The sequence below is a fragment of the Geothrix terrae genome, assembly GCF_022808775.1.
GTDB lineage: Bacteria > Acidobacteriota > Holophagae > Holophagales > Holophagaceae > Geothrix > Geothrix terrae.
The window spans coordinates 467,289-488,432 of record NZ_JAKZLA010000002.1; the positions used below are offsets into that span (position 1 = coordinate 467,289).

15 protein-coding genes are annotated in these 21,144 nt (G+C 68.5%); 12 read left to right on the forward strand and 3 right to left on the reverse strand.

What is annotated here, in order from left to right:
* The first annotated feature begins 29 nt into the window (after positions 1-29).
* Together der and MLE42_RS05220 are read left to right on the forward strand one after the other, a co-directional pair.
* The gene (der, locus tag MLE42_RS05215) at positions 30-1,604 is read left to right on the forward strand and encodes a ribosome biogenesis GTPase Der (RefSeq protein ID WP_243286816.1); all 1,575 of its coding nucleotides are present in this window, start codon (positions 30-32) and stop codon (positions 1,602-1,604) included.
* Positions 1,605-1,897: 293 nt separating this feature from the next.
* Positions 1,898-4,321 carry a M4 family metallopeptidase gene (locus MLE42_RS05220; protein WP_243286817.1) on the forward strand — a complete coding sequence of 808 codons (2,424 nt, stop codon included), beginning with the start codon at positions 1,898-1,900 and terminating at the stop codon, positions 4,319-4,321.
* A gap of 43 nt (positions 4,322-4,364) precedes the next feature.
* Here the strand turns inward: MLE42_RS05220 and MLE42_RS05225 are convergent, their stop codons facing one another.
* The 3 genes from MLE42_RS05225 to pdxR all read right to left on the reverse strand — a co-directional run bounded on the left by MLE42_RS05225 (position 4,365) and on the right by pdxR (position 8,942).
* Positions 4,365-6,047, reverse strand: a complete 1,683-nt coding sequence (locus MLE42_RS05225; protein WP_243286818.1) for a DNA repair protein RecN — start codon at positions 6,045-6,047, stop codon at positions 4,365-4,367.
* Positions 6,048-6,051: 4 nt separating this feature from the next.
* Complete coding sequence (locus MLE42_RS05230; protein ID WP_243286819.1) at positions 6,052-7,284, reverse strand: amidohydrolase family protein; 1,233 nt, start codon at positions 7,282-7,284, stop codon at positions 6,052-6,054.
* A gap of 182 nt (positions 7,285-7,466) precedes the next feature.
* Positions 7,467-8,942, reverse strand: a complete 1,476-nt coding sequence (gene pdxR, locus MLE42_RS05235) for a MocR-like pyridoxine biosynthesis transcription factor PdxR (protein WP_275975711.1) — start codon at positions 8,940-8,942, stop codon at positions 7,467-7,469.
* Positions 8,943-9,161: 219 nt separating this feature from the next.
* Between pdxR and MLE42_RS05240 the strand changes: the two genes are divergently transcribed.
* The 10 genes from MLE42_RS05240 (at position 9,162) to MLE42_RS05285 (ending at position 21,099) form a co-directional block, all read left to right on the forward strand.
* Complete coding sequence (locus MLE42_RS05240) at positions 9,162-9,557, forward strand: rhodanese-like domain-containing protein (RefSeq protein ID WP_420843078.1); 396 nt, start codon at positions 9,162-9,164, stop codon at positions 9,555-9,557.
* Between the two features lie 24 nt (positions 9,558-9,581).
* Entirely contained in the window at positions 9,582-10,505 is a 924-nt protein-coding gene (locus MLE42_RS05245; protein ID WP_243286822.1) for an ATP-grasp domain-containing protein, read from the forward strand.
* The gene (locus tag MLE42_RS05250) at positions 10,502-11,938 is read left to right on the forward strand and encodes a pyridoxal phosphate-dependent decarboxylase family protein (RefSeq protein ID WP_243286823.1); all 1,437 of its coding nucleotides are present in this window, start codon (positions 10,502-10,504) and stop codon (positions 11,936-11,938) included. Before MLE42_RS05245 ends, MLE42_RS05250 begins: the two co-directional genes overlap by 4 nt.
* A 91-nt stretch (positions 11,939-12,029) precedes the next feature.
* The gene (locus MLE42_RS05255) at positions 12,030-13,028 is read left to right on the forward strand and encodes a PLP-dependent cysteine synthase family protein (RefSeq protein WP_243286824.1); all 999 of its coding nucleotides are present in this window, start codon (positions 12,030-12,032) and stop codon (positions 13,026-13,028) included.
* The gene (locus MLE42_RS05260) at positions 13,025-13,987 is read left to right on the forward strand and encodes an alpha-ketoacid dehydrogenase subunit beta (protein ID WP_243286825.1); all 963 of its coding nucleotides are present in this window, start codon (positions 13,025-13,027) and stop codon (positions 13,985-13,987) included. Before MLE42_RS05255 ends, MLE42_RS05260 begins: the two co-directional genes overlap by 4 nt.
* 113 nt (positions 13,988-14,100) lie before the next feature.
* A complete protein-coding gene (locus tag MLE42_RS05265; protein WP_243286826.1) occupies positions 14,101-16,377 on the forward strand; it encodes a hypothetical protein in 2,277 nt (758 codons plus the stop codon).
* Positions 16,374-18,071: a tetratricopeptide repeat protein gene (locus tag MLE42_RS05270; protein WP_243286827.1), complete on the forward strand. Its 1,698-nt coding sequence runs from the start codon at positions 16,374-16,376 to the stop codon at positions 18,069-18,071. Before MLE42_RS05265 ends, MLE42_RS05270 begins: the two co-directional genes overlap by 4 nt.
* A 20-nt stretch (positions 18,072-18,091) precedes the next feature.
* Positions 18,092-18,496, forward strand: a complete 405-nt coding sequence (locus tag MLE42_RS05275; protein WP_243286828.1) for a response regulator transcription factor — start codon at positions 18,092-18,094, stop codon at positions 18,494-18,496.
* Positions 18,497-18,508: 12 nt separating this feature from the next.
* A complete protein-coding gene (locus MLE42_RS05280) occupies positions 18,509-19,660 on the forward strand; it encodes a HEAT repeat domain-containing protein (protein WP_243286829.1) in 1,152 nt (383 codons plus the stop codon).
* On the forward strand, positions 19,657-21,099 hold the full coding sequence (locus MLE42_RS05285; protein ID WP_243286830.1) for a glycosyltransferase family 2 protein: 1,443 nt from the start codon (positions 19,657-19,659) through the stop codon (positions 21,097-21,099). The genes MLE42_RS05280 and MLE42_RS05285 overlap by 4 nt, the downstream gene beginning before the upstream one ends.
* Positions 21,100-21,144: the final 45 nt, after the last annotated feature.

Genomic DNA, 21,144 nt, shown 5'->3' on the forward strand with positions numbered 1-21,144 from the left:
ACCGATAGACTGAAGGGCTTGGAACAGATATGAAACTGCCCCTCGTCGCCCTCTGCGGACGCCCCAATGTGGGCAAGTCCACTCTCTTCAATCGGCTCACCCGCAGCCGGGCGGCGTTGGTCCACGACCTGCCGGGCATGACCCGGGACCGCAGCTACGGCCGTGTCACCTGCCTCGACGACGACGGGGTGGGCGAGGAGGTCTTCGAGCTGGTGGACACCGGCGGCCTGGATTTCGAAGGCGACGATGTCATCACCCAGGGCATCACGCGCATGGCCGAAGCGGCCCTGGGCGAGGCTCACGTAGCCATCCTCCTGGTGGACGGTCACGACGGCCTCACTGCCGGGGATGAGGAGATCGCCGCACGCCTCCGCCGCCAGGGCAAGCCCATCCTGCTGGTCATCAACAAGCTGGATGGCATGAAGGGCGGGGCTCCCGATGCCGGCTTCTACGGCCTTGGCTTCGACGAAGTGCTGGCCATCTCGGCCGCCCACGGCTCCGGCGTTCCCGAGCTGATCGACGCCATCCGCGCCCGGCTGCCCTTCCACCGCACCCCCGAGGAAGCGGCCATCCACAACCTCTCGGACGAGCTGCGCTTCGCCCTCATCGGCCGCCCTAACGTCGGCAAGTCCTCCCTCACGAACCGCCTGCTGGGCTATGAGCGCAGCCTCGTGAGCGAGGTGGCCGGCACCACGCGGGACACGGTGGACACGGTCTTCCACGTGAAGGGGAAGGTCTACCGGATGATCGACACGGCCGGGATCCGCAAGAAGGGCAAGACCCACGAGGGCGCCGAGAAGCTCAGCATCCTCAAGGCCAAGCAGGCCATGGCCCGGGCCGATGTCAGCCTCCTGCTGCTGGACGCCGTGGAGGGCGCCACCCACCAGGACGCCGTCATCGCCGGCTACGCGCAGGAGGCCGGCGCCGCCGTCATCCTTGTGGTGAACAAGTGGGACTTGGTGGAGAAGGACACGCACACCATCTACGGTGCCGAGGAGGACCTCCGCCGCAGCCTGGGCTTCCTGCACCACGCGCCCATGATCTTCCTCTCGGCGCTCACCGGACAGCGGGTGTCCAAGCTGTTCGGCATGATCGACGAGCTGGCCGAGGCCCACGCCCGGCGCATCCCCACGGGCGAGCTGAACCGCTTCCTGCGCGAATCCGTGGCGGCCATGAGCCCCCACGCCGTGGACGGCAAGCTGCCCAAGCTCTACTTCATGACCCAGGTGGGCGTGCGGCCTCCCAGCTTCGTGGTGAAGGCCAACACGGACCGCGGCCTCCACTTCAGCTACGTGCGCTACCTGGAGAACCGGCTGCGGGAGCAGTTCGGCCTGGCGGGGGTGCCCCTGCGCCTCAGCGTCCAGAAGAAGCAGAAGGGCGAGGGGGAGGAGGCCGAGGTGGCCCCCGTGCGCCGCATCCTCGATCCCGGCGAGGGCCTCAAGCCCTCCCGCAGCAACGAGTCCCTCCAGGCCCAGCGGGCGGACAAGGTGAAGGCCCGGCCCAAGCCCAAGAAAAAAGAAGGCCCCCGGCCGGCGGCCAAGCAGGCCCCCCGCAAAGGCGTCGGCCCGAAGCGCGTCCGCCAGAAATCCACCAAGCGGCCGTAAGCTCCGGATCCGATCCCGAGGTTCCGGAAGGGTGCGATCCCCTCGGGGCCTTGGCTCAAAATGATCAAACACGATCAATGGATTGATTATCAACCATTGATATAAATTATTTTATAGCGTCTATTTTTTAATAGAAATGATTCTCAAGAAAATTAACAAGCCTTAACTTGAGGGGTTGACGAGCGGTAGGGACTCTGGTTCCGACTTTCCGATCTTTCCCCCCACCGAGCCTCCGTCCTCGCTTCGGCGAAGCGGGCAGGCCTCTCTCCCCCCCCCCAAGTCAAGGAGCCCTCATGGCGATCTCCACGGGCCGTATGGCCCTGTCCTTCCTCACCGCGGCCCTCGCCGCCGGTTCCCTCAGCGCTCGGCTCCCGCAGGATTCCCCGCGCGCCGATGCGGCCGCCCAGCACCTGCTGGCCAGCCGCGCGCAGCTGGGATTGAATGCGGACCACGCGTTCCTGCTCCGCGGCGCCCATGCCGACCAGCTCGGCCAGTCCCATGCGCACTTCCAGCAGACCTACAAGGGCGTGAAGGTGTGGGGCGGCGACGTCATCACCCACACCGCCAAGAACGGCTCGGAGCTGCCCCTCACGAACGCCCTGCTCAAGGGCATCCAGCTGAACGTGACTCCCTCCCTCGACGCCGCGGAGGCCCTGGCCGTCGTCCAGAGTGACCTGGCCCCCAAGGGCGCCTATGCCTACGCCCCGACCACCGAGCTGGTGGTCTACCCCGAGATGGCCGAGGTCGTCCGCCCCGGTCGCGCCGCCGCGGACCTGAACGCCGAGGACGTGTCCCGCGAAGTGCTCCGCTACACCCTGGCCTACCACGTCCACACCGAGCTGGAGAACGACCAGGACGGCATCAAGCACACCGACTACCTGGTGGACGCCCGCAACGGCGCCATCCTGAAGTCCTGGAACACCCTCCACACCACCGCCGCCACCGGCACCGGCAACAGCCAGTACAACGGCACGGTCTCCCTGCCCACGAACTACACCGGCAGCACCTACGAGCTGCGGGACATGACCCGCGGCAGCGGCGGCTCCTTCGGCAACAACGTGGTCACCAACATGGCCCACGCCTCCACCAGCAGCACGGCCACGGGCACGCTCTACACCGACGCCGACAACACCTGGGGTGACGGCGCCAACTATGTCGAAGGCGGCTCCACCACCGCCGCCAACGGCGAGACGGCGGCCGTGGACGCCATGTTCGGCATGATCAAGAGCTGGGATTTCTACAAGAACGTCTTCGGCCGCAACGGCATCGACGGCGCCGGCACGGCCACCTACAGCCGAGTCCACATCGGCAACGGCTACGACAACGCCTTCTGGTCCGACAGCTGCTTCTGCATGACCTACGGCGACGGCACCAGCTTCACCACGCTCACCGCCCTGGACGTGGCCGGCCACGAGATGAGCCACGGCGTCTGCGCCCGCACCGCCAACCTCACCTACTCCGGCGAGTCGGGCGGCCTGAACGAGTCGAACTCGGACATCTTCGGCACCATGATCGAGTTCTACGCCCGCGGCGGATCGGGTTCCACCATCGGCAGCACCGGCGGCAACTGGACCATCGGCGAGCAGCTGGCCACCAACCCCCTGCGCTGGATGTACAAGCCCAGCCTCGACGGCTCCAGCCCCGACGCCTGGTCCTCCACCATCGGCAGCCTGGACGTGCACTACTCCAGCGGCCCCATGAACCGCTGCTTCTACTTCCTCAGCCAGGGCGCCACCACCAGCGGCAACACCAGCACCACCTACCTGCCCAACGGCATGACCGGCATCGGCAATGACAAGGCCGCGGCCATCTGGTTCCGCGCCCTGACGGTCTACATGACCTCCAGCACGAACTACGCCGGGGCCCGCAGCGCCGCCATCAGCGCCGCCAAGGACCTCTACGGCGCCGGCGGTGCCGAGGAGCAGGCCGTGTGGAACGCCTTCCACGGCATCAACGTGGGCGCCGCCTGGACCAGCAGCACGGACACCACCGCCCCCACCGTCAGCGTCACCGAGAGCGGGACCTCCGGAACCATCACCTTCACCGCGACCGCCAGCGACAATGTGGGCGTCACCAAGGTGGAGTTCTACGTCGATGGCGCCTTGAAGGGCACCGACACGGCCACCCCCTGGACCCTGTCCTTCGACAGCACCACGCTGACCAACGGTTCCCACAACCTGGTCGCCAAGGCCTATGACGCGGCCGGCAACGTGGGCACCAGCACCACCGTCAGCTTCTCCGTCTCCAACAGCACCTCCGGCACGGAGCTGGTCCTGAACGGCGGCTTCGAGAGCGGCGCCACCAGCTGGACCCAGACCACCGGCGTCATCGGGACCTACACCGGCGAGCCCGCCCACACCGGTTCCTACGATGCCTGGATGTGCGGCTACGGCTCTGCCCACACGGACTACATCTACCAGCAGATCGCCATCCCCAGCACCGCCACCGGGACCCTGACCTTCTGGCTCCACGTCGACACGGCGGAGACCACCACCACCACCGCCTACGACACCATGAAGGTGCAGGTCCTCAACACCTCCGGCACCGTGCTGGCCACCCTGGCCACCTACTCGAACCTGGACAAGGGCACGGGCTACACCCAGAAGTCGCTGAGCCTCAGCGCCTACAAGGGCCAGACCATCCGCCTGCGCTTCTACTCCGTGGAGGACAGCAGCCTCCAGACCTCCTTCGTCGTCGACGATGTGAGCGTCAAGTAGTCGGAACGAACCACGGAAAGGGCCGCCTCCGGGCGGCCCTTTTTCATCCTTCGAGCAGCACCTTCGCGTGCTCCAGGGCTTCGGGGCGGTCGGGGTGACCCGAGAGGAGCCGGGCCAGCTCGCGGTTTCGAGTCTCGCCCGCCACCCAGCCCAGGGCACTGCGGGTGCGGCCGCCCTCGGTCTCCTTGTGCAGGCGCCCGTGCCGGTCGGCCCGAGCCGCCACCTGGGCCAGATGCGTCACCGCCAGCACCTGGTGGGCCTTCCCGAGTTCCGCCACGGCCTTGCCCACGGCCAGGGCCGTCTCGCCACCGAGGCCCGCGTCCACCTCGTCGAGCACCAGGGTGAGGCCGTCTTTCACGCCTGCTCCGAGAGCCAGGCCCGCACCCACCAGGGCCAGCATGAGGCGACTCAACTCGCCACCGGAGGCGATCTTGGCCAGGGGGCGGAAGCCCTCGCCGGGGTTCGGCTCGATCCAGATGGCCAGGGCCGAGAAGCCCTGCGCCGCCACGCGCACGGGCCGGCCGCTCTGCTGGACCGGACTGCCGGGTTCCTCCGCGAGGGCCAGCCGCAGCTGGAGCCGCGCGCCCTTCATGCCCAGGCGACCCAGCCGCTTCTGGACCTCGGCTTCCAGTTTCGGGATGGCTTCAGACCGGCGGCCGTGCAGCGCTTCGGCCACCTGCCGGTAGGCCTCCGCGGCCTTCACCAGGGCCTTCTCCAGCTCCTTCACGGAGACATCGCCGGCCAGCAGGGCCCGCTGCTCGTCCTTGAGGGCCTGCTGGCGCGTGGCCAGATCTTCGGGCTCGCAGCGGTGGCGGCGGGCCAGGCGTTCGTAGAGGGCGAGCCGGGCCTCCATGGCCTCGATGCGGTCGGCGCCGGCCTGGGACCAGCGCAGGGCCTGGTCCTGGGCCAGGGCCAGGAGGTCCTCCAACTCCAGCACCGCAGAGCGCAGGCGATCCTGCTCGGCCACGGCGTCCGGCCAGTGGGTCACGGCGCGCACCAGCGCCTTGTGGGCCAGCTCCACCTTGGGAATGCCCGCGTCCAGGGCCTCGGCGGCCTCCCGGAAGGCCTGTTCCAGGTGGACGGCATGCCGCAGGGGCTCGCGGTCAGCCTTGAGCTGGGTCCACTCGCCGGGCTTCGGCGCCAACTTCTCCAGGTCGGCCAGGGCCTCCGCGAGCTGCTCCAGCCGCTGCTCCCGCTCCGCCTCGCTGCGGCGCCGGGCCTTCAGCGCCGCCTCGGCCTCCCGCACGGCGACGGCCTGCGCCTCCAGACCCGGTTCGATCCCGAGCACCTCGTCGATGAGCGTCAGGTGCCGCTCCTCGCCCAGCAGCGACTGATGGTCGTGCTGGCTGGTGAGGCGCATCCAGAGCCGGCCGGCCTCCCGCAGATCCGCCAGAGCGCAGCTGGCGCCGTTGATCCAGGCCCGGCTCCGGCCCGGTCCGACTTCGCGGCGCAGCACCACCGGCTGTTCCTCCGGCAGCCCCCGCTCGGCCAGGAAGGCCCGCCAGGCCTCGAAGCGGCCCTCCACCACGGCCTCCACCGTGGCCCGCTCCGCGCTATGGCGCACCAGCTCCCCATCGCCGCGGGCGCCCACCAGCAGCGAGAGCGCGTCCACCAGCAGGGACTTGCCCGCCCCTGTCTCGCCTGTCAGCACCGTGAAGCCCGGCCCCCAGTCCAGGGACAGGTCTTCCACCAGGGCCAGGTTCTGGATTCTGAGGGATGAGAGCATGGAATCAGTCTATCGGAGGGCGGGGCCCGGCCACGGAGCCCGAGGGGAGGATTTGGACGCTCCGGGCCGCTTCGTCGATCCGGATCTCGCGCCAGGGGAGATCTCCGGACGCCAGTCCGTAGCCTGCCAGCAGCTCCTCCAGGCTCAGGCGCTGGCCCTCGAAGGGTGGGAAGAGGCTCCACTGGGCGGCGTAGGCCAGGCCGTGGGGCATGCCGTCCGAGCCGAAGATCAGGTCACGGCCCGGCCGGAACCCCACCCGGTCGATGAGCGTCCGGAAGGGATTGTTCCGCGCCAGCGTGTCCGGGCCCAGACGGTCGGCGTAGTCCACGCTGTCGCTGGTGAAGTTGGGCTGCATGGAGAGCACCAGCCCCAGGTCCCGGGCCCGGCGGGCCTGGGCCTCGGTGATGAACTGGACGTGCTCCAGACGGACCTGGGGAAAGCGGAGGCCCTGCCGGTCCAGGTCCTCCAACGCCCCCAGCGCCTGGCCAATGGCCCGGTCCCCGATGGCGTGGACGGCCAGGGCCTTGCCGTGAGGATGGAGGGCGGCCAGGGCCTGCCGCAAGCCCTCGTCGGTGTGAAGCAGGAGGCCCGGGGCCCCGTCCAGGAAGGGCTCAGCCAGGGCCGCCGTGCGGCCGCCCAGGGCCCCGTCGGTGAAGACCTTCAAGCCTGCACATTCGGCTTGGGCCTCAGAAGGCAGGGCCTCGAAGAGGGCCGGGACCGTCCACCAGGGCATGCGATCCGCCCAGCGGGATGCCCGAATCACCCGCCAGGCCGCCTCGCCCGTGAGGAGCAGGTCCTCCACAGCCCCGGTGCCCGTGGCTTCGAGCCCCTGGATCCAGGCTTCCAGCTTGGCGGCCGTGAGGCCCGCCGTGCGGCCGTAGAGGACCAGGAGCCGATCCAGGTTCCGCTCGCACCAGGCGGGGTCGCCGTGGCGGGCCACCAGCTCCGGGTCCGTGTCCTGGAGCATCTCGGCGGCTCCAGGGCTGAGGCGCAGGCCGTGGAGGCTGAAGTTCACCAGGAGCAGGGGCGGCAGGCCCGAGATGTCGGCTTCCGAAAGGGGCAGGCGCCCGCTATGCCAGCCCCGGACCAGGGAGAGCCAGCCCTCCGGCAGGGCCCGCATCAGGCGCAGCGCGGTGGCCGGGCTGGCGCAGGCCGAGAGATCCAGGCAGCCTTGCAGGGCCGCATAAAGGCTCACGTGGGAGTGGTGGTCGACGATGGGCGCGAAGCGGTGCGGCATGGGACCTGTGGAGAGAGGTGGCTCCCCTGAGCCTGCCAGTGCCGGGGACCTCCTGCGTGCATTTTTCGCCGCGCCATGGGCCATCCAGGCCTCAGGCGGAGCGGGCCCTCAGGCCTCCTGGAGGACCGAACGCAGCCCCGGCGGCGGCTGAGGCGGCGAAAGGGGGGCCAGTCGACCTTCAGCTATTGAAGAATTTTCGCCAATCCCGCGACGCCTTGAAGGATCTGCGAGGGGGCCAACGCGGCGAAGCCGAGGACGAATCCATGGGCAGGCCTTTCTCTCAGATACATGCGCGAGAGCGTGGGCAGATCCAGCCCGAGCTTCTCGCCCTTTTTGGAAAGCGCGGTGTCGTCGGACCCTTGAGGGAGGAAGGCTGTCAGGTGGAACCCGCCCTCTCCTTCCATCACCCGGAGTTTCCCGGAAGTGCGGGCGGCGAGCGCTTCCAGAAGGATGGCCCTCCGCCCTTGGTAAAGGTTCTTCATTTTCCTTAAGTGGGTGGAGATGTGGCCGTCATGGAGGAAGTCCGCGAGCACGGCTTGGCTCAGGGACGGGGAATGACCGTCCTGCAAGGACCGAGCGCGGGTCATGGCCTCGGCGATGCGCTGCGGCGCGACGACGTAGGCGAGTCGAAGGCTCGGGAACAGCGCCTTGGTGAGGGTTCCGACATACACCACGGGGGCATCAGCCTCGAGACCCTGAATGGCTGGATGGGGCCTTCCGGTGTAGCGGAATTCACTGTCGTAGTCGTCCTCGATGATCCAGCTTCCGGTCCGCCGCGCCCACGTGAGGAGCGCCAGGCGCCGTTCCAGGCTGAGCGCCGGGCCCGTGGGGTACTGGTGGGAAGGCGTGACGTACGCCAGCTTTGCCCTGGGCGCCAGCGCGGTCCCCTGTTCCACATCCAGGCCCTGCTCATCCACGGGGACGGGTACCAGATCCGCCCCTGCGTTCTGCAGCGCGACGCGGGCTCCGAGATATCCCGGATCTTCGATCCAGGCCTTGTCCCCTGGGTCCAGGAGCATCCTGCTGGCGAGGTCCAGAGCCTGCTGGGAGCTCGTGAGGATGAGCACTTGTTCGGGCGAGCACCTCACGCCGCGCGAGCTGATGAGGTATTCCGAGAGGGCCTCGCGCAGGGGGCCGTACCCGGCAGGGTCTCCGTAACCCAGAAGCGCCTGGCCGCTCGTTCTGGAACGGCGCAGCAGCAGGCGATGCCAGAGATCATAAGGAAAGGCCTCTGGAGCCGGGTGTCCGCCCGCGAACGGTCTGCAGTCGAGAGGCTCGACGCACCCGCGAGTCTCGGCCAGGTAGGTGCCACGTTCAGAGAGGCCCAGCCGAGGTCCGGGCGCGCCGGTGCGAGGTGTGGCGCCGGAGGTGGGACGGAAGGTCGCCGGCAGGTGCTCGCTGACGTAGGTTCCGTCACCCACCCTGCGGGTAAGGAAACCCTCTCCCTCCAGCTTGGCCAAGGCCTCTTCTGCGGTGGTCCGGGAGACACCCAGGTCCGCGGCCAGGGTCCGGCTGGAAGGCAGCCGTGTCCCGGGTTTGAGGCCCCCCGTCAGGATGGCTTCTCGGATCCGTTTGTATAGCCTCAGGTAGAGAGGCTCTGAACCCGGAGACGTGAGCGCGAGGGAAGGGAACAGAACACCGCCTTGCGTTTTGCTCATGCGCAGCCTCCCGGAAGGATCAACATCCAGCCGGCAAATGGTCTTGTCAATCTTTCAATAATGGATATTTCGATCAAACCAAAATGCTCCACACTCCAGCTGTCGAAGCCACTAGGCCCTTCAACAAAGGAGATCCCCATGAATCCTTCCAACCCTCCCGCCAGCGAGGTCATCCCGTCCCGGGTGTTGGAGTACCTTTCCGAAGCGTCCCCGGATTCGATGGCGGCCGGATTCCTGGCCAAACTGACCCACGCCACGGATCCTTCCGATGTGGCCGTGGATCTGGAGAACGGCGTGAACGGGTTCATCGTCGTGGACGCCCGCACACCCGAGGCCTACTCCGGCGGCCATATTCCGGGGGCCATCAACTTCCCCCACCGCACCATGAATGCGGCATCCACGGCGCACCTTTCGAAGGAGCTGGTGTACGTCACCTACTGTGACGGCATCGGGTGCAACGCCTCCACCAAAGCTGCCTACAAGCTCGCCTCTATGGGGTTCAAGGTGAAGGAGATGCTGGGCGGGTTGGATTGGTGGATTCGAGATGGATATGCCGTGGAAGTCGGAGCCAAGCCGGCTCGCGTTTTGGGGGCCGGCATCCGATGCGGTTGCTGAGTCGCCTCTCGAAAGGATAAATGCATGGATATCGCGATGGCGACCTGCCGGGATTGGCCGGCCGGTCATCCCGAAGACCAGCTTCTGGTGTCGGCCTTGGCCCGCATCGGCCTTGAGGGGCAAGCTGTGGTCTGGGATGAAGTGGCACCCAGTAACCCGCGCCATGGCTGGCTTCTGCGCAGCGTGTGGGATTACCACCTACGCCTGGAGGAATTCCTGAGGTGGGTCGACGTGCGATCAGCTGAAGGAGCCTTGTGGAATTCACGAGAGCTCATCCGGTGGAATGCCCACAAGAGGTACCTCAAGGACCTTCAGCTCCGGGGACTGCCCGTCATCCCGACGCTCTGGGTCCGGGGTGGTGATATCCAGGACATCGATCTCTTGGGCCGTGGCTGGAAGGATGTGGTGATCAAGCCGGCTGTTGGAGCCAGCGCACACCATGCCGTCAGGTTGCCCGCGCACGCCAAGGACGAGATCCGAGCCCACACCCAGGCCATCACGCGCTTCACGGAAGCGATGATTCAGCCGTATTTCCCCGAAGTGGAGAGCTACGGCGAGCGTTCCTTCTTCTTCATCGAGGGGGTTTTCACCCACGCGGTACGCCGCCCCCCAGCGTTGCAGGAAGGCGTGGATCAGGAGGTTCGGCTCGCCAGGGTCGAACCCACGGACGAGGAGCTGGCGATCGGCCGCAAGGTCATCGAGGCACTTCCTGAATTGCCGCTTTACGCTCGGATGGATCTTGTTCCCGATGGGAACGGACGGCAGCACCTCATGGAGGTGGAACTCATCGAACCCCGCCTCTTTCTCCGGGAGAGCCCGGAAGCCGCGACCGCCCTGGCAGACGCCCTCGGTGGCCGCATCGCTGAAAGCCTGCGAGCGTCCACCCTCAAGGCCGCCGCCCGGGTCAAGGGGACCCGAATCCGCCCTTGTGAACAGGAGGACCTATGACGATGCACAGCCCCCTCTCCAACAACAATCAGGGCGTGAGCCTTTCCCGGGACATCTGGGGGCGGTTCGCAGATCAAGCGGAACGTTTTCAAACCACCATGCGGGACCGCAAGGTCCTTCCGGTCGCGGATCCGAATCAGCTCCGGGCGCGCATCGCTCAGACATATGATTTCCAATCGCCCATCGACGCCGGCTCCCTGCTGGACGATGTGGGCGATCTATTGGCCAATGGCCTGGTCCACGTCACACATCCCCGGTACTTCGGTCTGTTCAACCCCAGCGTCCGGCCCATCAGCGTCTTGGGGGACGCGCTGACCGCGCTGTATAACCCCCAACTGGCGGTATGGTCCCACGCTCCCGCGGCCTGTGAACTCGACCGCCGCGCCCTGGCCACGATGAAGGAACTGATCGGCTGGGAGGAGGGCGAAGGGCTCAGCAGCTTCACCACAGGGGGAGCCGAATCCAATCTCTGTGCGGTCCTTTCCGCCCTGTCGAGGGCGTTCCCGGAATGGGACGAGAAGGGATTGGCGGAACTCAGGCTTCGCCCGGTCATGTACCTATCCGCTGATGGGCACCACTCATTCGTCAAGGCCGCGCGGATGGCGGGCCTGGGAACACATTCGGTCCGCGAGGTTCCGGTCGATTCAACAAGGAGGATCGACCTTGAGCAGCTTGAAAGGCTCATGGCCAAGGATCGGGCAGAGGGGTACCACCCCTTCCTGCTGGTTGGAACCGCCGGAGCCACTGGCACAGGCGTGATCGATCCGCTGGTCGAGCTCCGCGAGATCGCGGACCGCCATCAGCTCTGGCTTCATGCCGATGCGGCATGGGGCGGTTCTGCCCTCATGAGCACCACCCTGAGGGTCCATCTCAAAGGCATCGAACGAGCCGACTCCGTGAGCTGGGATGCCCACAAATGGCTCTCTGTCCCCATGGGGGCAGGCATGTTCTTTTCCAGGCATGCAGAGGCCACCCATCGGGCTTTTTCGATCAACGCCACGTACATGCCTGTCGCGCAGGATGCCATCCCCCAGGATCCCTTCGCGACCACCCCTCAGTGGTCCCGCCGCGGCATCGGCCTGAAAGTGTTCATGGCCCTGGCCGAGCTCGGGCTTCCCGGGTACGCGCGCATCATCGACCATCAGGCCTGCATGGGAGATCTCCTTCGGGTGCGTCTTCTCGAGGATGGCTGGGACATCGTCAACCAGACACCTCTGCCCGTCGTCTGCTTCAACCGGCCTGGGGTGGATTCCGCGGCCACGATCGGACGGCTGCTCAACCGGCTATACGAGGATGGCCAGGTATGGATCTCCGGGCTGGCGTTGGGGTCGGATGCCCATGTCCTCCGTGCTTGCATCACCAGCTACCACACGACCGAGGAGGATGTGGCCTTTCTCGTTTCAGCCCTCAATACCGCTGCATCCCGCCTCTAGGATGGTCAGAAACCCCTGCTCTTACAGGAGAAGGGGGCCAGGGGATCATGCGCGCAGCCGCCCCAGTCATACTGACTTCCGGAGGATCCCCATGCAGTACCGGAAGCCCTGCGGCAGTGTTCTGGAGGCCATCGGCAATACGCCGCTGGTGCGGCTGCGCCGCGTCGTGTCGGATCTTCCGGCGGAGGTCTTCGCCAAGCTCGAGTTCCTCAACCCCATGGGCAGCAGCAAGGACCGCATCGCCAAGCACATGATCGAGGCGGCGGAGCGGGACGGCCGCCTGAAGCCCGGCGACACCATCATCGAGAACTCCTCCGGCAACACGGCCATGGGCCTGGCCCTCATGGCCATCCAGAAGGGCTACAAGCTTGTCGTCGTGGTGCGCGACACCATCTCCCAGGAGAAGCTGAATCAGCTGCTGGCCCTGGGCGCTCAGATCCACAAGGTGGACACGAGCCTGCCCCCCGAGCACCCGGACAGCTACAACAACATCACGCCGCGCCTGGCGAAGGAACTGCCTAACTGCTTCTTCCCCGACCAGCACGGCAACCGGGAGAACAACGCCGCCCACTACGCCGGCACAGGCCCCGAGATCTGGGAGCAGATGGAGGGCCGCATCGACGTCCTGGTGGCCGGCGCCGGCACCGGCGGCACCATCGGCGGCGTGGGCCGCTATCTGAAAGAGAAGGATCCGAAGATCAAGATCGTGGCCGTGGATCCCGTAGGCTCCGTCTTCACGCCCCACTTCCGCGGCGAGAAGGAGCTGAAGGCGGGTCCCTACAAGATCGAGGGCCTGGGCGACGAGTTCCTCATCCCCACCATGGAGTTCGAGCTCATCGACGAGATGTTCCAGGTGACGGACCGCGACGCCTTCCACCACGCGCGGCGGCTGGTGAAGGAGGAGGGCGTCCTGGGCGGCGGCTCCAGCGGCGCGGCGCTGTGGGCGGTGCGGCAGGTGGCTTTGGGCCTGCCCCCCATGGGCCGCCCCGCGCGCATCGTCACCGTGTTCCCCGATGGCGCCGGCCGCTACCTCAGCAGCATCTTCAACGATGCGTGGCTGGCAGAGCGGGGCCTCCTGGAGGCGGAATGACGGCCTTCTCCGGCACCTACGTCGACGCCATCCGCCAGGCGCTGTTCGACGCCATGGAGGCCGATCCCCGGGTCTGCTGCCTGGGCGAGGACATCGGCACCTACGGCGGCGCCTTCCGGGCCACGGAGGGTCTGCTGGACCGCTTCGGCCCGAACCGGGTGATCGACACGCCCATCTCCGAGCAGGCCATCGCCGGCGCGGCCATCGGCGCGGCGCTCATGGGCCAGCGGCCCGTGGCGGAATTCCAGTTCATGGACTTCGCCCTCCTGGCGTCCGACCTCATGGTGAACTTCGCCGCCAAGGCCCACTGGCGCTGGGGGGCCACCGTGTCCGCCGTGTTCCGGGGGCCCTCCGGCGCCGGCAACGGCGGCGGGCCCTTCCACAGCCAGAACCCCGAGGGCCATTTCCTCGGCAGCCCCGGCCTCAAGGTCGTCGCCCCCGGCACGGTGCGCGACGCCTACGCCCTCCTGCGCGCGGCCATCGACGACCCCGATCCTGTCTTGTTCTTCGAGCACAAGCACCTCTACCGCCGCCTCAAGGACCAGTGGGACGAGGCCCCCGCGGCCCGGCTCGGCGAGGCGGCTCTGCGCAAGGACGGCTCGAAGGCCTGCGTGATCACCTACGGGGCCGCCCAGCACGTGGCCCTGGAAGCCGCGGCGGGCCTGGACGTGGCCGTGCTGGACCTGCGCACCCTCTGGCCCCTGGACGACCAGGCCATCACCGAGCTCGCGAAGCGGACCCATCGCGTCCTGGTGCTCACCGAAGCCAGCCTCACCTACGGGCCCGGCGCCGAGCTGGCCGCCCGCATCGGCGAGACCTGCTTCGGCTGGCTGGATGCCCCGGTGCTGCGGGTGGGAGCCGCGGACACGCCGATCCCCGCCAGCCCCCCCCTGGAGGCCGCCCACCTGCCCGGGACGAAGGCGGTGCGATCCGCCCTGGACCGTCTCCTGGCCTGGTAGATCCCACGGAGGGCCCGCCGTCTGGCCAAAGGCCCTGCCTGTGATTTTCTGCTCGCGAACGGTAAATTCCCGCTCTAATGAAGCGGATGATTCGGCCTTTACCAGCCCTGAAGATGATTGGCCTCGCCCTTTCCCTGGGCCTCCCGGGGGGTCAGGTCCTCCTGTCGGCGCCCCCTCCCCGCCTTCGGGCCAACCCTCCGCGTCCGGCCCCCCGCCCCTCCCAGCTCCAGATCCCGGCGCGCGCCCACGACCGCCGGTTGGAGGTGGCGGATGGCGCGGGCGGCTGGCGGCCCTTCTATGTCAAAGGCGTGAACCTGGGCGCCGCCATTCCCGGCCGGCACCCCAGCGAGTTCCCGGACCGGGCCACCTACGACGGGTGGATCCGGGAGATGGCGGAGGCGGGCTTCAACACGATCCGCGTCTACACCATCCATCCGCCTGCGTTCTACGAGGCTCTGCGCGCCTACAACCTCGGCGCCCGGAAGCCCATGCGGCTCATCCACGGCGTCTGGACCGAGCTGCCCCCCGGCCACGACTTCCTGGATCCCGCCTGGCTCGCGGCCTGGCACCGGGAGATGCGGGACGTGACGGAGGTGCTTCACGGCCGCGCCCGCATCCCCGACCGCCCGGGCCACGCCAGCGGCACCTATGGCGCGGACGTCAGCCCCTGGACCCTGGCGGTCATCCTGGGCCGCGAATGGGAATCCTCCAGCGTGGTGGCCTTCAACCGCCAGCACCCCGGAGTCTCGACCTGGACCGGCCGCTTCGTCGCGGTGCGGGAGGCCCACGCCATGGAGCGGTTCCTCGCCCAGAGCATGGACCACTTCCTCGCCGGGGAATGGGACCGGTTCCAGGCCCAGCGGCCCATCGCCTTCACCAACTGGCCCACCCTGGACCCCCTCTCCCACATCACGGAATCCACGGAACAGGAGGAACGCGCCCTCCGACAGAAGCTCGGCATGGCGGTCGAGGCCCCGAACCCGGATCCCGAGGATGAGGACGCCGCCAGTCTGGACATGGAGAAGTTCGAGGGCACGGCAGACCTCAGGGCCGGCCTCTTCGCCAGCTACCACGCCTATCCCTACTACCCCGACTTCATGAACCTGGATCCCGGCTACGCCCAGGCCCGGGATCACCTGGGCCCCAGCCATTACGCGGGGTACCTCGCCGACCTGGTGAGGCATCACGCCCACCATCCGGTGCTCATCGCGGAATTCGGCGTACCCTCCTCCCGCGTCGTCGCCCACTGGCAGCCCCAGGGCATGACCCACGGCGGCCAGGGCGAGCGCGAGCAGGGCGAGCAGGATGCCCGGCTCCAGCGGGACATCTACGACGCGGGCTGCGCCGGGGGTGTGCTCTTCGCCTGGATCGACGAGTGGTTCAAGAAGAACTGGCTCACCCTGCCCTTCGAGCGCCCCTTCGAGCGGAAGCCGCTCTGGTACAACGCCATGGACGCCGAGGAGAACTACGGGCTCATCGCCTACCGGCCCGGCGCCAAGGGACCGTCCATCCTGATCGACGGCAAGGCGGACGACTGGGCCCGGATTCCGGCGTACCTCGAAGGCCGCGGCCTCTCCCTGAAGGTCGCGGCGGACGAGGGCTGGCTCCACCTCGGCCTGTTCCTCCCGCGCCCCGTGGAATTCTCGAAGGAAGCGATCCTCCTGGGCCTCGACACCGTGGATCCCCGCCGGGGCGACCACCGGCTTCCCTGGGTGGCGGGCCCGCGCAGCGAAGCCGGCCTGGAGTTCGTGGTCCTCTTCCAGGGGCCGGATCACACGGGGGTGTTCGTGGATGCCCCCTACGCCATCCCCGGCTACCGGCCCCTGCCCCATCACCGCTACCAGAGCGTGGCCAACGAGGCGGGCCGCTTCCTCCTGCCCACGGCCAAGAGCAACCATCCCCGGATCGGCCGGGACGGAACGCGGTTTCCGGGCCACACCACGGAGATCGGCTGGCTCCGCGAGGGGACCCAGGACCGCGCCGATCCCGCCTTCGACTCCCGCGCCGAATGGCAGGCGGGCCGGAGCCCCGACGGCCGGGGGTTCATCGAGGCGCGCATCCCCTGGACGCTGCTCCAGGTCACGGACCCGAGCCAGCGGATGGTCCTGGATGATCCCGGGAGGAAACCCGGCGGCCCTCTGGAATCTTCCAAGTCGACCGGCTTCAGATTCGTGTTGGCGATCGTGGATGCCGACAAACCGCTCGGGGAAGGTCCGAGCACCCTCCGCCTCACCCTCCCCGCCGCCGTCCACGGCGCCATCCCCGTGCCGCCGCTCTACGCATGGCCGGCCTGGAACCGGCCGACCTTCCATCGCTTCCGCAAGCTCTCCTTCGCCATCTACCAGAAAGCCCTGGCCGCCACTCCCGACGAACCGAGGTTGCCCCGATGATCCATCCCGCACCGCCCGCCATGCAGGAGCCCGCCCCGGCTCCGGATGCCGCCGCGCTCCTGAAGCAGGCCCGGGAGCTGCGCTCGCAGAAGCGGTTCCCCGAGGCCGTGGCGGTCTACACCCGGATGCTGGAGCTCTGGAAAGACCAGCCCGACGCCCTCCTGGAGCGGGCCCGGACCCTCAGCTGGATGAAGCGGTTTGACGAGGCCATCCGCGACCTGAAGCGGCGCCGGGAGGTCCATCCCGAGCTGGCGGCGGAATCCGAACCGGTGCTGGCCCGGGTCACCGCCTGGTCCGGACGGTTCGGCGAGGCCGAGGAGATCCTCCGGCCCTACGTGGCCAAGGGCGACCGCCAGGCCACCCTGGACACGGCCACCTACCTGAGCTGGGACGGCCGCATGGACCAGAGCCTGGCCCTGACGGACGCCTGGCTGCAGGCCCATCCCGCCGACACGGACTTCCACCTGCTCCGGGGCCGGGTGCTCGGCTGGCGCGGGCGGCACGGGCAGGCCCGCCGGGCCTACCAGGAGGCCCTCACTCGGACGCCGGGGAACCGCCAGGCGATCCTGGGGCTGGCTCAGCTGGACCTCTGGGCGGGCGATCCCGAGGCGGCCGAGCGGCGCCTGGGCGGCCTCGGACCCGAGGATGCCCGGAGCCCCGAGGCGGAGCTCATCCAGGCGCAGATCGACCAGCGGATGGGCCGCCTCCGCCGGGCGCGGGCCCGCACCGGGGCCCTGCTGGACCAGCCGGACACGCGCGAGGACGCCCAGGCCCGGCTCCGCGGCCTGGCCGATGCCCAGGGCCCCTGGATCGAGCTCTCCCAGACCCGCACGGATTCCAACGAGGGCCTGCGCGCCCAGTCCCAGCGGGTGGACGCGGCGATACCGTTCTTCGACGGGAGCCTCCGGGTCGGCGGCAGCTTCGACCTGCTCGATCAGAGCGGCCAGGCGGAGCGCAAGCCTCATGAGTGGTTGCTGGGCCTCGCCCATCCGCTGGGGTCGCGCCTCACCGCCTCGGCCCAGGTGGGCCGGGTGGATGACGTGGGCGGGGACGCCGCGGGCTTCCACAGCCTGGCCCTGGGCTGGCGCGCGGCGCCGGACCTGAACCTGGTCCTGTCCCACACCTTCGCGCCGAACCTGGCCACCCCCCGGGCCGTGGACCTCCGCACCTACACCCGGACCTGGGGGCTGGGAGGGACCTGGGTCTTCAACCAGACCCTCGATCATGCGGCCCTGTCGCTGGAGCGGGCCTTCCTCTCCCCCGGCGCGGCCCGGACGGGCGTCCGGGCGGAGGCGGGGCATCGCTTCCCCTTCGAGTGGGGCGAGTGGCGCGCGGGGCTCGCCACCCGGTTCATCGACCAGGATCAGAGCCTCCGCATCGGGTTCTTCAACCCCGAGCGCTACCGCTACTACGGAGCCACCGCCGGCGTCTCGGTGCGGCGCGAGGAGCGCTGGGAGGTCGGCCTCGACGCGTGGGGCGGAAGCCAGGTGGTGAACCAGACCGCCAGCCAGTTCACCTGGGGCTACACCCTGGCGGGAACCTGGACGCCTGGGGGCTCCGCCGCCACCCTCTTCGCCTCCTGGAGCCAGAGCGTGGCCGGCCTCCCCATCGCGGATCCCACGGATCCCACCAGCTACCGCGACCACACCCTCCGGTTCGGCATCCGGATCCGAGGGAATCGATGGATTTGGTAGAAAGGGGTAGACTTTTTCCGATGACCCGACGCTGGCCGGCCCAAACGACGATCCTGGTGGTCGAAGATGACCCTGCGACCGCGAAGATCATCCAGGTCCGCCTGGAGATGGAGGGGCTGACGGTGCTGGTGGCCGCCAACGGCATGGAGGCCCTCGAGATCCTCCACCGCGAGCAGGTGGACATGATCACCACCGACCTCATGATGCCCGCCATGAACGGGTTCCGGCTGGTGCAGGAGGTGCGGGATCTCGCGCCGCCCAAGGGCCGCATCCCCATCCTGCTCCTCTCCAGCAACCACAGCGAGCAGGACATGGTGCGCTGCCTGGCGGCCGGCGCGGACGACTACATGGCGAAGCCGATCTCGGTGCAGGTGATGGTGGAGCGGCTCTGGCGGCTCTACGAACGATCCCACCGCGTGGGGTGAGCCATCCTGTCCATGCCCTTTCCCCACGGCCTCCTGCTGCCCATCCTCCGCTGGGCGACGCTCGGCCTGCTGGCCCTGACCGGCGGGCTGGTGCTGGTGGGCACCATCCTGCAGTACCGCAAGGACCGCCAGAACCGGCATCGCATCGCCTGCTACCAGGCCTGGGAGACCCAGCTCACGGACTACCTGTTCAAGAAGGGCTACGAGCACGGATCCTTCGGGCCGGTCTCCTGGGCCGACCGGTGGCTGTTCAGGGACTTCCTCGCCCGCTACCAGTCCACCATCGCCGGGCAGGAGTTCGAGCTGCTCCGGGACCTCTACCTGGGCATGGGCCTCCACGCCTCCCTGCCCCAGCGGCTGAAGGACCGCGATCCCAACGTCCGGGCCCAGGCGGCCAAGGAGATCTCCGTCTTCCGCCTGGACGAACCGGCGGAGCACGCGCCGCCCCCGGTGACGGAGCGCCCCTGGCGCTGGAAGCCCGGAGTCCGCATGGAGGGCTACCTGGACCAGGTCCTGCCGCTGCTCGATGATCCGGTCCCCTTCGTGGCGCACACGGCGGCCCAGGCCCTGACCCACAGCCGGAGCCTGCGGTTCGCCGCGCCGGTGCTGACCTGGGTCATGCGGGAAGAGCTCTACCAGCGGGAGCGGCTCCTCCGGGTGCTCGAAGGGTTCGGGCCGGACCTGCTGCCCTGGATGAAGGAGAACCTGGAGTCGCCGAACCAGAACCCCGAACCCTGGATCCTCTATGCCCTGCTGGTGGGCTCCCACCGCCACCGCGAGTCCCTGCCGCGCCTGCTCTGGCTCCTGGACGTCCCGAGCGTGGACCTCCGGGCCTCCGTCCTCAAGGCCCTCATCATCCTGGCGGACCCGGAGGTCTACCCGCGGGTGCTGAGCTTCGCCGCCAGCCCGGCCTGGGAGATCCGCGCCCAGGTGGCCCGGGCCCTGGGCGTGCTGGGCGGCCCCTCGGCCGTTCCCGACCTGCTCCCGCTGATGACCGATCCCGTCTTCGAGGTCCGCCGCAACGCCGCCCAGAGCCTCGTGGACCTGGGCCACTCCGGCGTGTCCGCCCTGTCCTGGCTGGCGGACGATCCCGCCTCCGACCGCTTCGCCCGCGACATCGCCCGGGAACGGCTCGAGTGGGCCGATGAACGGGGGCACCTGTGACCTTCCGCGCCGTCATCCTGGCCTTCGCCGAGTGGGGCATCCTCCTCTACTACCTGGCCATGCAGCTGACGAACCTGTCGCTGATCCTGCGGGCCTTCTTCTCCATCCGCAGCTACCTGGACGCCGTCAGGATCGACCGCCTCGACACGGCCTTCGAGACCAGCCACTACAAGCCCATCACGCTGATCTGCCCGGTCTACAACGAGGAGGCCGGCGCGGTGCCCAGCGTCAACAGCCTCATCAGCCTGCGCTACCCCGAGTTCCAGGTGGTGGTGGTCAGCGACGGCAGCACGGACGCCACCCTCGAGCGCCTGGTCAAGGCCTTCAAGCTCCAGCCGAGCCAGCGCGTCGTGCGCCACCTGCTGCCCACCCAGGAGGTACGCGGCATCTACGAGAGCGCCTACGTGCCCAACCTGGTGGTGGTGGACAAGGCCAACGGCGGGAAGGCGGACGCCCTGAACTGCGGCATCAACCTGGCTCGCTACCCGCTGGTCTGCTGCATGGACGGGGACAGCCTCCTGGAGAACGACGCCCTCCTCCGCATCGCCCGGCCCTTCATGGACCGCCCCGACATGGTGGCCTCCGGCGGCGTGGTGCGGCCCGTGAACGGCTGCAAGATCACCCCCATGGGCATCCGCGGCATCTTCCTGCCGGGATCCTGGCTGGCGCGCTTCCAGATCGTGGAGTACCTGCGGGCCTTCCTCTTCGCCCGCGTGGGCCTGGCCTCCCTGGACAGCATGTTCATCGTCAGCGGCGCCTTCGGTGTCTTCCGCAAGGACCTGGTGGTGGCCGCGGGGGGCTTCGAGACCGCCACCATCGGCGAGGACTTCGAGCTCGTCGTGCGCCTCCACCGCTGCCTGCGCGAGTGGAAGCGGCCCCATCACATCACCCTGGTGCCGGATCCGGTGTGCTGGACCGAGGTGCCCGAGGACTTCCGGGGCCTAGGCCGGCAGCGGAACCGCTGGCAACGCGGTCTGCTCGAGACCCTCTGGCGGCACCGGGCGATGTGCTTCAACCCGAAGTACGGGCGCATCGGCTTCTTCTCCATGCCCTACTTCATCTTTTTCGAGGCCCTGGCCCCCATCGTCGAGGTGGGCGGCTACCTCGTCTTCGCCTGGTCCGTCTGGACCCACTCCCTCAACACGCCCTTCGCGATCCTGTTCATCTACGTGGCCCTGCTCCTCGGAGTGCTGAACTCCGTGGTGGCCGTGGTGCTCCAGGAGATCAGCGGCCACCGCTACCAGGGCCTCAAGGCCTGGGCCCTGCTCCTGTTCGCGGCCGTGGCCGAGAACTTCGGCTATCGGCAGCTGACGCTGTGGTGGCGACTCCGGGGCACCTTCGACTGGATCCGCGGCAAGGACAGCTGGGGCCACCTGAAGCGCAAGGGCCTCACGGCCCATCCGGCCGCGGAAGGGGTCGCCCCACCGCCCCAGGCTTGACGGACGGGCGTGGTCAGACCATGCTGGTTCCTCGATCTTTGGCAG